At 61.2% G+C, this 12,991-nt stretch carries 18 protein-coding genes; 10 read left to right on the top strand and 8 right to left on the bottom strand.

The genetic code is table 11. The features are described from left to right. Positions 1 to 145: 145 nt before the first annotated feature. The 4 genes from PGB28_RS13670 to aspS all read left to right on the top strand — a co-directional run bounded on the left by PGB28_RS13670 (position 146) and on the right by aspS (position 3,126). Complete coding sequence (locus PGB28_RS13670; RefSeq protein WP_271422075.1) at positions 146 to 472, top strand: ArsR/SmtB family transcription factor; 327 nt, start codon at positions 146 to 148, stop codon at positions 470 to 472. Further along, positions 469 to 906, top strand: a complete 438-nt coding sequence (locus tag PGB28_RS13665) for an SRPBCC family protein (protein ID WP_271422074.1) — start codon at positions 469 to 471, stop codon at positions 904 to 906. The genes PGB28_RS13670 and PGB28_RS13665 overlap by 4 nt, the downstream gene beginning before the upstream one ends. Positions 907 to 924: 18 nt before the next feature. Beyond that, on the top strand, positions 925 to 1,239 hold the full coding sequence (locus PGB28_RS13660) for a YciI family protein (protein ID WP_271422073.1): 315 nt from the start codon (positions 925 to 927) through the stop codon (positions 1,237 to 1,239). Positions 1,240 to 1,347: 108 nt separating this feature from the next. Beyond that, entirely contained in the window at positions 1,348 to 3,126 is a 1,779-nt protein-coding gene (gene aspS, locus PGB28_RS13655) for an aspartate--tRNA ligase (RefSeq protein WP_271422072.1), read from the top strand. Here aspS and PGB28_RS13650 read toward each other — a convergent pair. Further along, positions 3,114 to 3,986, bottom strand: coding sequence for a LysR substrate-binding domain-containing protein (locus PGB28_RS13650; protein ID WP_271422071.1), 873 nt, complete (start codon positions 3,984 to 3,986; stop codon positions 3,114 to 3,116). The genes aspS and PGB28_RS13650 overlap by 13 nt on opposite strands. A 138-nt stretch (positions 3,987 to 4,124) precedes the next feature. Here PGB28_RS13650 and PGB28_RS13645 point away from each other — a divergent pair, with 138 nt between their 5' ends. Together PGB28_RS13645 and PGB28_RS13640 are read left to right on the top strand one after the other, a co-directional pair. After that, positions 4,125 to 4,349: a hypothetical protein gene (locus PGB28_RS13645; protein ID WP_271422070.1), complete on the top strand. Its 225-nt coding sequence runs from the start codon at positions 4,125 to 4,127 to the stop codon at positions 4,347 to 4,349. Between the two features lie 103 nt (positions 4,350 to 4,452). After that, positions 4,453 to 5,163 (top strand): GNAT family N-acetyltransferase, encoded by a 711-nt coding sequence (locus PGB28_RS13640; RefSeq protein WP_271422069.1) that lies wholly within the window; start codon positions 4,453 to 4,455, stop codon positions 5,161 to 5,163. Between the two features lie 24 nt (positions 5,164 to 5,187). Here PGB28_RS13640 and PGB28_RS13635 read toward each other — a convergent pair whose 3' ends face one another. Further along, a complete protein-coding gene (locus PGB28_RS13635) occupies positions 5,188 to 5,904 on the bottom strand; it encodes a response regulator (RefSeq protein ID WP_271422068.1) in 717 nt (238 codons plus the stop codon). Positions 5,905 to 6,070: 166 nt separating this feature from the next. On the opposite strand from PGB28_RS13635, the gene mce reads away from it, so the two are divergent. Further along, positions 6,071 to 6,475, top strand: a complete 405-nt coding sequence (gene mce, locus PGB28_RS13630) for a methylmalonyl-CoA epimerase (protein ID WP_271422067.1) — start codon at positions 6,071 to 6,073, stop codon at positions 6,473 to 6,475. Positions 6,476 to 6,677: 202 nt separating this feature from the next. Next, entirely contained in the window at positions 6,678 to 6,965 is a 288-nt protein-coding gene (locus PGB28_RS13625; protein WP_271422066.1) for a DUF1467 family protein, read from the top strand. 2 nt (positions 6,966 to 6,967) lie between these two features. Here PGB28_RS13625 and PGB28_RS13620 read toward each other — a convergent pair whose 3' ends face one another. From PGB28_RS13620 to PGB28_RS13610, 3 genes are all read right to left on the bottom strand, one after another. Continuing rightward, positions 6,968 to 7,393, bottom strand: coding sequence for a GFA family protein (locus PGB28_RS13620; protein WP_271422065.1), 426 nt, complete (start codon positions 7,391 to 7,393; stop codon positions 6,968 to 6,970). A 113-nt stretch (positions 7,394 to 7,506) separates the two neighbouring features. Beyond that, a complete protein-coding gene (locus tag PGB28_RS13615; protein WP_271422064.1) occupies positions 7,507 to 8,199 on the bottom strand; it encodes an EI24 domain-containing protein in 693 nt (230 codons plus the stop codon). Continuing rightward, the gene (locus tag PGB28_RS13610; RefSeq protein ID WP_271422063.1) at positions 8,196 to 8,774 is read right to left on the bottom strand and encodes a nitroreductase family protein; all 579 of its coding nucleotides are present in this window, start codon (positions 8,772 to 8,774) and stop codon (positions 8,196 to 8,198) included. The genes PGB28_RS13615 and PGB28_RS13610 overlap by 4 nt, the downstream gene beginning before the upstream one ends. Positions 8,775 to 8,877: 103 nt before the next feature. On the opposite strand from PGB28_RS13610, the gene PGB28_RS13605 reads away from it, so the two are divergent. After that, positions 8,878 to 9,138, top strand: coding sequence for a DUF167 domain-containing protein (locus PGB28_RS13605; RefSeq protein WP_271422062.1), 261 nt, complete (start codon positions 8,878 to 8,880; stop codon positions 9,136 to 9,138). Here the strand turns inward: PGB28_RS13605 and PGB28_RS13600 are convergent, their stop codons facing one another. Further along, positions 9,139 to 9,366: a hypothetical protein gene (locus PGB28_RS13600; protein ID WP_271422061.1), complete on the bottom strand. Its 228-nt coding sequence runs from the start codon at positions 9,364 to 9,366 to the stop codon at positions 9,139 to 9,141. It abuts the gene before it with no gap. Between the two features lie 4 nt (positions 9,367 to 9,370). After that, positions 9,371 to 9,757 carry a thiol-disulfide oxidoreductase DCC family protein gene (locus PGB28_RS13595; RefSeq protein ID WP_271422060.1) on the bottom strand — a complete coding sequence of 129 codons (387 nt, stop codon included), beginning with the start codon at positions 9,755 to 9,757 and terminating at the stop codon, positions 9,371 to 9,373. Between the two features lie 103 nt (positions 9,758 to 9,860). Between PGB28_RS13595 and PGB28_RS13590 the strand changes: the two genes are divergently transcribed. After that, positions 9,861 to 10,574: a M48 family metallopeptidase gene (locus PGB28_RS13590; protein ID WP_271422059.1), complete on the top strand. Its 714-nt coding sequence runs from the start codon at positions 9,861 to 9,863 to the stop codon at positions 10,572 to 10,574. Positions 10,575 to 10,702: 128 nt separating this feature from the next. On the opposite strand, the gene PGB28_RS13585 is transcribed toward PGB28_RS13590, so the two are convergent. Continuing rightward, positions 10,703 to 12,916 (bottom strand): NADP-dependent isocitrate dehydrogenase, encoded by a 2,214-nt coding sequence (locus tag PGB28_RS13585; RefSeq protein ID WP_271422058.1) that lies wholly within the window; start codon positions 12,914 to 12,916, stop codon positions 10,703 to 10,705. Positions 12,917 to 12,991 lie beyond the last annotated feature (75 nt).

Below are 12,991 nucleotides of genomic sequence, written 5' to 3'. Positions count from 1 at the left end.
GGTTATAGACATCGACGGCCCGGGATCAAGGGCGAAAGCCGTGGAAAACCACCGTCTGAAAGGTCGCAGACCAAAACGACGATGTATTTTAGCATTTACTTAATTAAAGAATCGCTGAATTATCGGCCAAAAGACAGGACCTCGAATGCCCGATTTGCCACAAACCTTCGCCGCCCTCGCCGACCCGGTACGCTTTGCCATTGTGGACCGGCTCTTGCGTGAGGGTGAGTTGTCAGCCGGGGATCTGGGCAAGGATTTTGACATCTCCGCCCCAGCCGTTTCGCAGCATCTGGGCATATTGCGAGAGGCGGGCATCCTGACGCGACGCGCACGCGCGCAAAAAAGGCTTTACTCTGTCGAGCCGCAGGGCCTCTCAGACTTGGTGGATTGGGCCAACGCGGCACGCCAGTTCTGGGAAAGTGGCATGAACCGGCTGGAACGCGCATTGAAAAACCAAGGGCCAACCCAATGATCGACGTCACCCTCACCCGCCGCTTTGATGCGCCCCCTACCCGCGTTTTCGCGTTTGTCACCCAGCCCGACATGCTGGCCCTGTGGTGGGGGCATGACGGCTGGTCCATCGAAGAGGCTGAGCTGGATTTCACCCGCCCCGGCCCGTGGTTCGCGAAGATGCGCAGTGACGAAGGCAACCCGTTCCACCATGGCGGCGAGGTGCTGAGCACTGGCGACATGACCGTGACGTTTTCCTGGCAATGGCTGAACGCCAATGGACGGCAAAGTGATGTAAGCACTGTAACCTTTTCGGTAACTGCGGACGGGGATGGAAGTCTCTTTACAATCCATCACACCGGGCTGCCCGACGACGATTTTGGCCGCTCTCACGAAATGGGCTGGAACGCGAGCCTTGCCCGTCTGACCGCTTTTGCCAGCACGCAATCAAGTTAATCAACAGGAGGAAAGACCATGCCGAAATTCATGTTTGCCTATCACGGCGGAGGCGTGCCCGAGACCCCGGAAGAGGGCGAAAAGGTCATGGCGGCGTGGATGTCATGGATGCAGGAACTGGGTGAGGCCATCGTCGATCCCGGCAATCCGGTTGGCCTGTCCTCGACCTTGACCAAAAGCGGCCTGTCCGAGGGTGGCGGGGCCAATCCGTTGTCTGGCTACACCATTGTGCAGGCCGACACTCTGGACGCGGCGGCGGAAATGGGCAAGGGCTGCCCAATCCTCGATGGCGGCAACGGATCCATTGAGATTGCCGAGATCCACGAGATGTGACCACGAAGGGGCGCGGCACCTCTCCCCGCGCCCCTCTCTGCTTGACTTTCCCCCTCGGGCAAGGTGTATCGGCGCGACAACCGTTTGACCCCCCGAAGGGAGCCCGAAATGCACGCCTATCGCAGCCATACCTGCGCCGAACTGAACAAATCCAACGTGGGCGAAACCGTCCGCCTGTCCGGTTGGGTGCATCGTGTACGCGACCATGGCGGCGTGCTGTTTATCGACCTTCGGGACACCTATGGCATGACACAGGTGCTCTGCGATCCGGACAGCCCGGTCTTTGCCGAGGTGGAAAAACTCCGCTCTGAATGGTGTGTCCGCATCGACGGCAACGTCAAGGCGCGTGACGAGAGCCTGATCAACGCCAAGATCCCGACCGGCGAGATCGAGGTCTACATTCGGGACATGGAAGTGCTGGGCGCGGCGGACGAACTGCCGCTGATCGTTTTCGGCGATCAGGAATACCCCGAGGAAACCCGCCTGCGCTATCGCTATCTCGACCTGCGCCGCGAAGCGATGCAGCACAACATGAAGATGCGTTCCGACGTGGTGGCCTCCATGCGCCGCCGCATGTGGGACAAGGGGTTCCGCGAGTTCCAGACGCCAATCATCACCGCCTCCAGCCCCGAAGGCGCGCGCGACTTCCTCGTGCCGTCGCGCCTGCATCCGGGCCGTTTCTACGCCCTGCCCCAGGCCCCGCAGCAGTTCAAACAGCTGATCATGGTGTCGGGCTATGACAAGTATTTCCAGATCGCGCCCTGTTTCCGCGACGAAGACCCGCGCGCCGACCGCTCGCCGACCGATTTCTACCAGCTCGACATGGAGATGTCCTTTGTCGAGCAACAGGACGTGTTCGACGCGATCCAGCCGGTGCTGACGGGGATTTTCGAGGAATTCGGCGGCGGTCGCAAAGTCGATCAGGACTGGCCGCAGATTTCCTACAAGGACGCAGCCAAATGGTACGGCACCGACAAGCCCGACTTGCGCAACCCGATCAAGATGCAGGATTGCTCCGAGCATTTCCGCGGCTCGGGCTTTGCGATCTTTGCCAAGCTGCTGGAACAGGACGGCACCGAGATCCGCGCCATCCCCGCGCCAACCGGCGGCTCGCGCAAGTTCTGCGACCGGATGAACAAGTTCGCTCAACAAGAGGGCCTGCCCGGGATGGGCTATATCTTCTGGCGCGATCAGGGCGAGGGCATGGAAGCCGCGGGCCCGCTGGCCAAGAATATCGGCCCCGAGCGCACCGAGGCGATCCGCCAGCAGCTTGGCCTTGGCGTGGGCGACGCGGCGTTTTTCCTGGGTGGCAAGCCCAAGGCGTTTGAAACCGTCGCAGGCAAGGCGCGCACGGTGATTGGCAACGAACTGGGTCTGACCGAGAAGGACCGTTTCGCCTTTGCCTGGATCGTGGATTTCCCGATCTATGAACAGGACGAGGAAAGCGGCGAGATCGACTTTGAGCACAACCCCTTCTCCATGCCGCAGGGCGGGATGGAGGCGCTGAATGGCGATCCGCTGGCGGTCAAAGGCTATCAGTATGACCTGGCCTGCAACGGCTATGAACTGGTCTCGGGCGCGATCCGGAACCACAAGCCGGACCTGATGCTGAAAGCCTTTGAGCTGGCGGGCTATGGCGAGGACGAGGTGAAATCCCGCTTTGGCGCGCTGTTCAATGCGTTCCACTATGGCGCGCCACCGCACGGGGGCTGTGCTGCCGGGATCGACCGGATCGTCATGCTTTTGGCGGATCAGGAAAACATCCGCGAGGTCATCATGTTCCCGATGAACCAGCGCGCCGAAGACCTGATGATGTCCGCGCCGTCCGACCCGTCTTCGGATCAACTGATGGAACTGGGCCTGCGGGTGATCCCTCAGGACGACTGAGCGCCAAGCTCTTCGCGGAACCAGTTGTAAAACGCCATGACCTTGGGATCGGGATAATCGGTTCTGGGAAAGACGAGGTGCATCGTCTTGCGCGACGGCACCGTCAGCGGATCGAGCCGGACGAGGTGGCCATCAGCCTCGTCCTGCTCTGTCAGGTAGACATCGGCCAATGCGACCCCATTTCCCGACAAGGCGAAATCAACCGCGCGGGCGCGGTCCGAATATTCGGTCATCGCCGGGTCGGGGCCGTCATGCCCCGCCGCCGTGAACCAATCGCGCCAATCCTGCCGCGCCCCCTGATTGATGGCCAGCGGCAGATCTGCCAAAGCCTCCGGCGTCACCGGTATGCTCAGCCGCTCTGCAAACCGTGGCGCGGCCACCGGGCCGACACGATCCTCTGACAGGCGCAGCACGGTCAGCCCGGGCCAGTCCCCTGTTCCATAGCGCATCGCGGCATCCGCATCCCCGGCCTGCAGATCGATCACCGTGCCTGTCATCTGGATATCCAGTTCGATCTGCGGAAACGCCGCGCGGAAACGTGCCAATCGGGGCATCAGCATCCGGTTCCCGTAGAATGGCGCGACGGAGAGGGTGAGCCGCCCCTCAAGCTGCTTGTCTTCCATCGCCTCCACAGCCTCGGCAATTGCTCCAAAGGCCTCGCTCAGACGTTTTGCAAAGGGTTCGGCCGCCTCGGTCAGTACCACCTGCCGCGTCTTGCGGTGGAACAACTGACGACCAAGCTGTTCCTCAAGCGCACGCACCTGATGGCTGATTGCAGCATGGGTGACATGGAGCTCTTCGGCTGCCTTCTTGAAGCTTTGATGCCGTGCGGCAGCCTCGAACGAAAAGAGTTGTTTCAACGGGGGTATCCGGTGGGCCATACCCCTATATACAAATTTTTCTAACCCATGTCGTGAGAAACCATCGTTTGTCGGCACCCGGGGCAAACGGGCATTCTGTGGTCAGACAGCAAGACTTCTGACCGAAAGGACACGGACATGACCCATCATCGCAACCAACCGCAATTTTCCGAACTCGATTTCATGATGCTGCGCGCGGGCTGGGACCCCAAGCTCAACACCGCCACAACGCCGAAGCTGCGCGATGCGCGTCCTTCGGTGGGCTGTTCGGTGTGCCTGCGGCTTGCGGCGCTATTCCACGCTGGTGCTGCAAGGCTGGAAAGCCGCGCGGAACACTGGGGGACCAAGTTGCCGTCACATTAATCGAGATTGTTTCATCCCTTGTTGAATCGCGGCTGATTGGGGTCGCGATTTACATATTACGCCCGTTTTTCAGGCTTTTATCCTGAATGCTGAAAAAGGGGCCATGGTAATGAATATACTGGGTGAAAAAGTTGAAAGCTGGTCTTCGCCGCCCGCTCCGTCGGGCGAGCCACTTGAGGGGCAATATGCCCGCCTTGAACCGCTGGACGCCGAGGCCCACGCTGCACTTCTGTTTCGTGCCTTTGAGGGTCATGATGACCGGTGGGATTACATGCCTTACGGTCCCTTTCACTCGGCTGCACAGTACCATCGCTGGGTCCGCGAGACGGTGGCGCAGGACCATCACCTGTTCTACGCCATCAAGGACAAGGATACCGGCCAGTTCGGCGGTGTAGCCAGCTATCTTCGCATCGCGCCCGAGGCTGGGTCCATCGAGGTGGGCAATATCAATTTTTCCCCGTCTCTCGCCCAGTGCCGCGCCGCGACCGACGCCATGTATCTCATGATGCAATGGGCGTTCGAGGCGGGCTATCGCCGGTATGAATGGAAATGCAACGCGCTCAACCTTGCGTCGCGTCGCGCCGCCCAACGGCTTGGATTCAGCTATGAGGGCGTGTTTCGTCAGGCACTGGTGGTCAAGGGCCGCAACCGCGACACCGCATGGTTTGCCGCCATCGACCGAGAATGGCCCGCGCTGAAAGAAGCCTACGCGGCTTGGCTCCGCCCCGAGAACTTTGATGCCCAGGGCCAACAGATCGAACGGCTCAGCGATCTGACGCGTCTTGTTCGCGTCACGGGTGACCCCGCGCTCTGACCTCTGCCCGGGGGACCGGTCCACTCAAATGGCAATCCGGTCCACGATCCTTTGCTGTACCATGCCTGCAATGCGTGCCGCTTGGGCCACCACGGGCCGTCCTTTCTGGCGCATCTCGATCAGGGTCTCGGCCGCCGCGCCCAGCGCCTCGTCATGGGCGCTGCGCGCCACGCCGCGCAGGAACTGGCCCACATAATCGATCGTGCGATCATCGGTGCCTTCGGCCAAAAGCCCCGCCACATGGGCCATGTCATCGCGATAGGCCAGAATATCCGGCCGCACCTCGTCCTCGTTGATCGGCCGGGGTCCAAGCGGCTGGCGCTCGGGGGGCATCAGCGACAGGACAAGCTCCTGAAACCCCGACAGGGATGTGATCGGCTTGGGCAAGAAGCCATCCGCCCCCGCCGCAACGGCCACATCCTCCGCGAATTCGTCGCCGCTGGTGCCGAGCAGGACCGGAATCCGCGGCACGCCTACCGCCAGTTCCGAGATCAATTCCGCGCCGGAACCGTCCGGCAGGCCCAGATCGACAATCGCGACAGAGGGACGATAGACCCGCAAATGCCGCCGTGCTGAACGCAGGCAATCGGCCCTTCGGATACGCGCCCCGCTACGCAGGCACAAAAGCCGGACGGCTTCGCAGGCAAAGCGGCTGTCCTCTACCACAAGAACCGTCAACCCAAGGAGCGGTCGCGCCGCTGTCGGAGCACGATTGAGATCGAATTCTTCCAGATCATCCATGGCAAATCCTCCTGACCGAGTCGCAGGATGGCCGGGCTTGGTTACCATTCGCTTAATGCTTGCCCGGCCGTGACGCTGCGGCGCGGCATCTGCGCGCTCCTGTCCGCTTGTCAGACCGTGCTGCACTGCGCATAAATCCCGGCAACGCAATTGAAAGGAGCCCGTCATGATCGGTCGTCTCAACCATGTCGCCATCGCTGTCCCGGATCTCGAAGCCGCCGCCGCGCAATACCGCACCGCGCTGGGTGCCAATGTCGGAGAGCCGCAGGACGAACCCGATCACGGTGTCACGGTGATCTTTATCGAACTGCCAAACACCAAGATCGAACTGCTCTACCCGCTGGGCGAGAATTCCCCGATCAACGGGTTTCTGGAAAAGAACCCTTCGGGCGGCATTCACCATGTTTGCTACGAAGTGGACGACATCATCGCCGCACGTGACCACCTGAAGGAAACCGGTGCGCGGGTACTCGGCACAGGCGAGCCCAAGATCGGCGCGCATGGCAAGCCGGTGCTGTTCCTGCACCCCAAGGATTTCAACGGCTGTCTCGTCGAGCTGGAGCAAGTCTGACCGCAAGATACGGTGGGCAGAAATGCCCACCCTACGCCTTTTCCGGCGGGGCAACAGGCGCTATATCCGCAGCAGCCCAGAGCGTGTCTCGTCCAATCGGATTCGTTGGCCACGCTCTAACTTATTGATTGGTCGCATGTTCGAACCGCCAAACCGGTGCCCACTTTGGCTGAACATGCTCTAATGCAAAGGAGCCTCCCGAATGGCCATTACCTCTGCGCTTGTCCTGTATGCCGTCATCTGGTTCATGACATTTCTGATCGTGATCCCGATCCGCCTCCAGACGCAGGGCGATCTGGGCAATGTGGTACACGGCACGCATGCCAGTTCGCCCGAGGTGCATAACCTGCGCAAAAAGGCCAAGATCACCACGCTTGTGGCGCTCGTGCTCTGGGGGATTATCGCGTCGATCATCATTTTTGACGTGATCACCGTACGCGACATCGACAGCTGGATGTTCAATCGAATGAGCCCGCGCGAGGCGAATTAACGCTATTTCTGCGGTAATGGCCTTTTCTCGAATTGCGGGATTCCTTCCGTTACCGGATGCCAGTCCGGCGCTGATCCCGTCCAGATTGCAATGCCCGGCGCTGCCGCGCTCTGGGGCGCGAAGAGCCCGACCTTGAGAACGTATTTGTCCGGGAAACTCTCAAGCTCGGAATGTGTCGGCGTTCCGCAAACCGGGCAGAAAAACCGCGTGACCTCGCCGCCGCTTGCGCCATTGACCGTGTAGCCGCGCCGCTCTCCGGACAGGTCCGTATTGGCCCGATCGACCATGGTGAGATAGGCCGGGCCACCCCCCATCACGGTCTGGCATTCGCTGCAGTGGCACTCCATTGTACGTCCCATCCCGCCGGTCAACGTCACTTTGACCGCACCGCACAGGCACTGGCCGTGCAAAACCTCTGTCTCCGGCATTTCCACTCTCCTTCGGATTTTGTCGCACTTCCCGCGCCCAGCCTAGGAAAGTTCCTGACATCTGTCCCTGAAATTCAGCCAGACCATGTGATCCCGGATCACGACTGAAAACATCAGCGCCGCGCGTTCAACGCGTGAAAGATATGAGTGAACGTCGCGGCACCAAGAATAGGTATCAGCAGGTTCACCAGCGGCACCGAAAGCGGCATCGCCATCAATATCCCTGCCATCCAGATAGCGCCACGATGCTTTGCGCGCAGGTCTTTCGCACCAGTGCGACCAATCCTACGAATGGCGGCAAGCGTGAAATATTCCCGTCCCAGCAGAAACCCGTTCAATCCCCAGAAGATGAACAGCGCGGCAGGCGGAAACATAACATACAGGACAATCGCAAGCAGGTTCGCCGCGATCAGCACGCCGAGGAAGTTCAGCGTATCACGTAAGGCATCGGAAAATGGCACCTTGTCTGCCTGTGGCAGGTGGGGGTAATGCCGATCCTCGACCGCCTGTGCCACCTCATCGAGGAACATGGACGTGATGGCAGAGGCCACAGGGACCATGAGAAAGATCGACAGCACGATCATGAGGAAGAATGACCCGAAGCTGAGCAAATCTCCGACCCAGGTCACCTCGCCCACGAGCGGCAGTTCGGTGCTTTCCCCGGTCAACCATTCGATCAGCCACAAAAGCCCGGCATAGGAGCCGATCAGCAAAGCCAGGGTCAGACCAATGCCCAACCACAGCACACGCCGGAAACGCGGGTCGCTCAGCTGCGCCAGCGCCTTGAAGAACGACTGAAAGATCATTCCGTCACCCATTCGGTGATGGTGTCCAGATCCGGTCGCGGCCGTTCGGGTGGCGCGCTGGTTTCGGTGCCGATGTGGATGATCCCGGCGACGCGTTCATCTGCGCTCAGCCCCAGCCCTTGCTCGACAAAGGCCCTGTCATGGCTGGCCCAGCCCGAGAGCCAGTTCGCCCCCCAGCCCGAGGCCAGCGCCGCGTTCAACAGCGCAAGGCAGACCGCTCCTGCGGAATAGGTCATCTCGATCTGCGGGATCTTTTCCGAGGACTTCTGGATCTCTACGACTACAACCGCCAATGGGCTGTCGCGATAGGCTGATGCCGCCTTGGCGATCTGATCGGCGTCCTGGCCGAGGTCCGGGCCACGTTCTTCAACCAGTCCCGCCAGACGATGCAGCGCGCCGCGTTCGAGTACGATAAAGCGCCAAGGCTCTAGCTTGCCGTGATCGGGGCTGCGTGCCGCCGCGGTGAGGATCGGTTCAAGTGCCGCGCGATCCGGGGCCGGTGCACGCAACGTCTTGGCCGGACGGGACCGGCGGGACAACAGGAACGCCATCGCGTCCGGGTTCGGGTGAGGCATGTCGTAACTCCTTGACCTGGGGCATATCTCACCTGCCCGTCCGGGGGTTTCAAGGGCCTGCCCGCATTTTGCATCCTGTCCGCCACCCGGCTAAGGGGGAGACATGAAAGACATTCCCGATCTCTCTGATCTTGCCAACCCCGGCACCGAAATACTGGTCCGGGTCACGCCACGCGCCGGGCGCAACGCGGTTGTGCGGGACGCAGACGGCAAAATCACCGTGCGCGTGACGGCCCCGCCAGAAGATGGCAAGGCCAATGCCGCCGTGCAGAAACTGTTGGCGAAGTCCCTGGGGCTGGCCAAATCGCGCCTGCGTCTGGTGCGCGGCGCAACCTCGCGGGACAAGCTGTTCCGGATCGTGTGATCAATCCCGGCGATACACGCCTTCGGGCATGTTGATCGCGGTGGCAAGATCGCGCATCTGGGTCATGGACAGCGTTATTCTCTGAACCGTGTCGGTGCGAGGATCATATTGCTCGACCGTCACGCATTCTTCGAACGCGTTGACGGTCACATCCTCCTGCAAGGGCGCTTCGCCTTCATCGACCAGTGTCACAACCGTCGCGTCGAATTCGTGCTCGATGCTGAACATGCGCTCAGCCTAGCTTGCTGACGCGCTTTTGCAACCGGCGGACGCGCCTGCGATGCACTCCATAGAGCAACGGCGCGAGAATCCGGTTATAAACCAGCATGGCCAGCCCATGGATGCCCGGGCGCATGACCATCCAGCCAAGCCAGCGCAGGCGCGGGATCCGCGCCCAGAGCGCTGCAAATGCATCGACACCTTCAAGACGCTCTCCCGCGCGGATCACATGGAATCGCCGGGCGGCTTCGTCCTCGGTCAGATCAAATTGCGCAAGCTGTCCCTGCGACACGCCGTGATACCGCACCGCCTGTGGGTCCGTGCGGTCGCGATACGCGTTCACTTCGCGCGCACAGATGGGACAAGTGTCGTTGTATATGACGGTCAGATGTTCGCTCATGTCCCACGACATAGTGACCGGCAAGCCGCCGCCAAGGGTATAAATGCCTATGGCGGCCCTTTCCCGCGCGTCCTAGATTGAAGCCAAATCACCCGGAGGCCCCATGCTGCGCTTCGCGCTTGCCCTGATCCTGTTTCTGTCCGCCTGCGCCACGGTTCCCCCGGAGCCGAGGCCCGCGCCCGGCACAGTCCCCGCCCCAAGCGAGGCAGAACTGCGCCAGCGTGCGGACCACGCGGCACGGCAATTCGTGCGCGTGGTGAAAACCGTGGAGCCGGTGGCCGAACAGGTTTGCCGGGAACGCACCAGCAATGTGAACTGCGATTTCCAGATCGTCGTGGACGACCGTCTGGGACAGCCCCCGAATGCTTTTCACACTTTGGGTCGCAATGGCGAACCGTTGATTGCCTTCAACCTCGCGCTGATCCTTGCGGTCGAGAATGAAGACGAACTGGCGTTTATCATGGGACATGAGGCCGCGCATCACATCGCGGGCCATTTTGAACGGGCCAGACGGGGCGCATCGCTCGGCGCACAGATTTTCGGCGGTGCGGCGGCAACGATTTCGGGAGGTGACGCCGATGCGATTCGCGCCGGGCAGGAATTCGGGGCGGCGCTGGGCATACGCACCTTTTCCAAGGAATTCGAGTTGGAAGCCGACGCACTTGGCACGATCATCACGCAACGCGCGGGGTATGATCCCATTCGCGGGGCGGAATTCTTTAACCGGCTGCCCGACCCCGGCAACCGGTTTCTGGGCACCCATCCGCCCAATGCCGCGCGGATCGAAACCGTGCGCCGGGTGGCAAGCGGGAGCTGAGCGCCGCGTCAGTGCCTGCACTCCCACGAAAAAGGGCACCTGACCGTCCGCTTGGTCAGATGCCCCGATGTCTTGTGCCCCCGCAATCCCGAAAGACTGCGAGGAACTGTGTTCAGTCGCGCCCGGCCTTAGCCGATGATGGCGTTCAGCGTTGCGCTCGGGCGCATCACAGCGGCCTTTTTCTCAACGCTGGGGTTGTAGTAACCGCCAATATCCGCCGCCGGGCCTTGCACGGCTGCGATCTCGGACAGGATCGTCTCTTCGCCGTCGGCCAGCGCCTTGGCAATCGGGGCGAAATGCGCGGCCAGATCGGCATCGTCGGATTGCGCGGCCAGTGCTTCGGCCCAGTAACGGGCGAACCAGTAATGGCTGTCGCGGTTGTCCGGCTCGCCCACCTTGCGGCTCGGGCTGCGGTTGTTGTCGAGAATGCCCTGCGTGGCCACTTCCGCCGCCGCGCCCAGCACACCGGCCTTGGCATTGCCACGGCTGTCGGCCAGGAATTTCAGGCTTTCGCCCAGCGCGCAGAACTCACCCATGGAGTCCCAGCGCAGGTGGTTCTGTTCCACCAGCTGCTGCACGTGCTTGGGGGCCGAGCCGCCAGCGCCGGTCTCAAACAGACCGCCGCCATTCATCAGCTTCACGATCGACAGCATCTTGGCCGAGGTGCCCAGTTCAAGGATCGGGAACAGGTCGGTCAGGTAGTCGCGCAGCACGTTGCCGGTGATGGCGATGCTGTCCTTGCCTGCGGTGATGGTCTTGAGCGATTGCGCCGTGGCTTCACGGGGTGCCATGATCTGGAACAGGTCGGATTTGCCCGCGGCTGCCAGCGCCGGTTCCACATATTTGATCAGTTCGGCGTCATGCGCGCGGTTGGCATCCAGCCAGAAGATCGCCTCGGACCCGGTCAGACGCTGACGGTCCAACGCCAGTTCGATCCAGTTCTCGATCGGGGCTTTCTTGACCGTGCAGGCACGCCAGATATCGCCAGCCTCAACCTCATGGCTGTGCAGCGTCTCGCCATTGGCCAGAACCACGCGAATGGTGCCGTCTGCAGGTGCCTCAAAGGTGGTCGGGTGCGAGCCGTATTCTTCGGCCTTTTGCGCCATCAGGCCGACATTGGCGACGGAGCCCGCGGTGGTCACGTCCAGCGCGCCATTGGCTTTGAAGAAATTGATCGTCTCGTCATAGACAGTCGCGTAGCAGCGGTCGGGGATCACACAGTTGGTGTCGCCCTTGTTGCCCTTGCCGTCCCAGCCCTTGCCGCCTGCGCGGATCACGGCGGGCATGGAGGCGTCGATGATCACATCGGACGGTACGTGCAGGTTGGTGATGCCCTTGTCGCTGTCCACCATGTACATCTCGGGGCGCTCGGCGCGCACCGCTTCGATGGCGGCCATGATCTCGGCATTGCCTTTGACACGCTTCAGCAGGTCACCCATGCCGGAATTGGGGTTCACGCCCAGCGCCTCAAGTTCAGAGCCGTATTTTTCAAACACCGGTGCCAGCCATGCCTTGACCGCGTGGCCAAAGATGATCGGGTCCGAAACCTTCATCATCGTGGCTTTCATGTGCAGCGAGAACATGGTGCCGTCAGCCTTGGTGTCTTCAATCGCCTCACCCAAGAAGGAGGCCAGCGCCTTGGCGGACATGAAGGTCGCGTCGGCAATGGTGCCTTCTTCCAGCGTCCAGCCGTCTTTAAGCACGGTGACAGTGCCGTCCTTGGCAACGAATTCGATCTTGGCGTCACCAGCCTGAGCGGCGGTGATAGTGGCGGATTTCTCATTGGCATAGAAATCGCCGCCCGACATCGAAGAGACCTTGGTCTTGCTGTCGGCGGACCAGGTGCCCATGGAATGCGGATTGTTCTGGGCGAAGTTCTTGACCGCGCGGGCAGACCGGCGGTCCGAGTTGCCTTCGCGCAGAACCGGGTTCACAGCCGAGCCTTTGATCGCGTCGTAACGCGCGCGCACGGCCTTTTCTGCGTCGGTCTTGGGTTCTTCGGGGTAATCGGGCAGATCATACCCCTGACCCTGCAATTCCTTGATCGCGGCGACCAATTGCGGCACCGAAGCCGAGATGTTGGGCAGCTTGATCACATTGGCTTCGGGCGTCTTCACCAGTTGCCCCAGCTCGGCCAGATCGTCGCTCTGACGCTGTTCTTCGGTCAGGTTTTCCGGGAAGGTCGCGATGATGCGACCGGCCAGCGAAATGTCCTTGGTGCCCACTGTCACACCGGCGGCATCTGCAAATTTGCGGATGATCGGCAGGAACGAGGCAGAGGCCAGCTCGGGCGCTTCGTCTACAATGGTATACAAAATGTCGGGAGAAGTGTTTTCGGCCATGTTTTTAAGCCCTTTTCTGACAGTGGAAACGCGGGTCTCTTTGGTCGCGGTACAAAAATTTTGATCTTTGCGCCC

This window comes from Primorskyibacter aestuariivivens (assembly GCF_028023675.1).
Taxonomy (GTDB): domain Bacteria; phylum Pseudomonadota; class Alphaproteobacteria; order Rhodobacterales; family Rhodobacteraceae; genus Marinovum; species Marinovum aestuariivivens.
This window is presented reverse-complemented; position numbering and strand designations above follow the sequence as displayed.

What these genes read in the sequence shown, in the direction of transcription:
- PGB28_RS13605 (WP_271422062.1), top strand. Translation starts at nt 8,878, where the DNA reads ATGAAAGACATTCCCGATCTCTCTGATCTTGCCAACCCCGGCACCGAA.
- PGB28_RS13590 (WP_271422059.1), top strand. Translation starts at nt 9,861, where the DNA reads ATGCTGCGCTTCGCGCTTGCCCTGATCCTGTTTCTGTCCGCCTGCGCC.
- PGB28_RS13625 (WP_271422066.1), top strand. Translation starts at nt 6,678, where the DNA reads ATGGCCATTACCTCTGCGCTTGTCCTGTATGCCGTCATCTGGTTCATG.
- mce (WP_271422067.1), top strand. Translation starts at nt 6,071, where the DNA reads ATGATCGGTCGTCTCAACCATGTCGCCATCGCTGTCCCGGATCTCGAA.
- PGB28_RS13600 (WP_271422061.1), bottom strand. Translation starts at nt 9,366, where the DNA reads ATGTTCAGCATCGAGCACGAATTCGACGCGACGGTTGTGACACTGGTC.
- aspS (WP_271422072.1), top strand. Translation starts at nt 1,348, where the DNA reads ATGCACGCCTATCGCAGCCATACCTGCGCCGAACTGAACAAATCCAAC.
- PGB28_RS13620 (WP_271422065.1), bottom strand. Translation starts at nt 7,393, where the DNA reads ATGCCGGAGACAGAGGTTTTGCACGGCCAGTGCCTGTGCGGTGCGGTC.
- PGB28_RS13660 (WP_271422073.1), top strand. Translation starts at nt 925, where the DNA reads ATGCCGAAATTCATGTTTGCCTATCACGGCGGAGGCGTGCCCGAGACC.
- PGB28_RS13585 (WP_271422058.1), bottom strand. Translation starts at nt 12,916, where the DNA reads ATGGCCGAAAACACTTCTCCCGACATTTTGTATACCATTGTAGACGAA.
- PGB28_RS13615 (WP_271422064.1), bottom strand. Translation starts at nt 8,199, where the DNA reads ATGATCTTTCAGTCGTTCTTCAAGGCGCTGGCGCAGCTGAGCGACCCG.
- PGB28_RS13665 (WP_271422074.1), top strand. Translation starts at nt 469, where the DNA reads ATGATCGACGTCACCCTCACCCGCCGCTTTGATGCGCCCCCTACCCGC.
- PGB28_RS13610 (WP_271422063.1), bottom strand. Translation starts at nt 8,774, where the DNA reads ATGCCTCACCCGAACCCGGACGCGATGGCGTTCCTGTTGTCCCGCCGG.
- PGB28_RS13640 (WP_271422069.1), top strand. Translation starts at nt 4,453, where the DNA reads ATGGTAATGAATATACTGGGTGAAAAAGTTGAAAGCTGGTCTTCGCCG.
- PGB28_RS13670 (WP_271422075.1), top strand. Translation starts at nt 146, where the DNA reads ATGCCCGATTTGCCACAAACCTTCGCCGCCCTCGCCGACCCGGTACGC.
- PGB28_RS13645 (WP_271422070.1), top strand. Translation starts at nt 4,125, where the DNA reads ATGACCCATCATCGCAACCAACCGCAATTTTCCGAACTCGATTTCATG.
- PGB28_RS13595 (WP_271422060.1), bottom strand. Translation starts at nt 9,757, where the DNA reads ATGAGCGAACATCTGACCGTCATATACAACGACACTTGTCCCATCTGT.
- PGB28_RS13635 (WP_271422068.1), bottom strand. Translation starts at nt 5,904, where the DNA reads ATGGATGATCTGGAAGAATTCGATCTCAATCGTGCTCCGACAGCGGCG.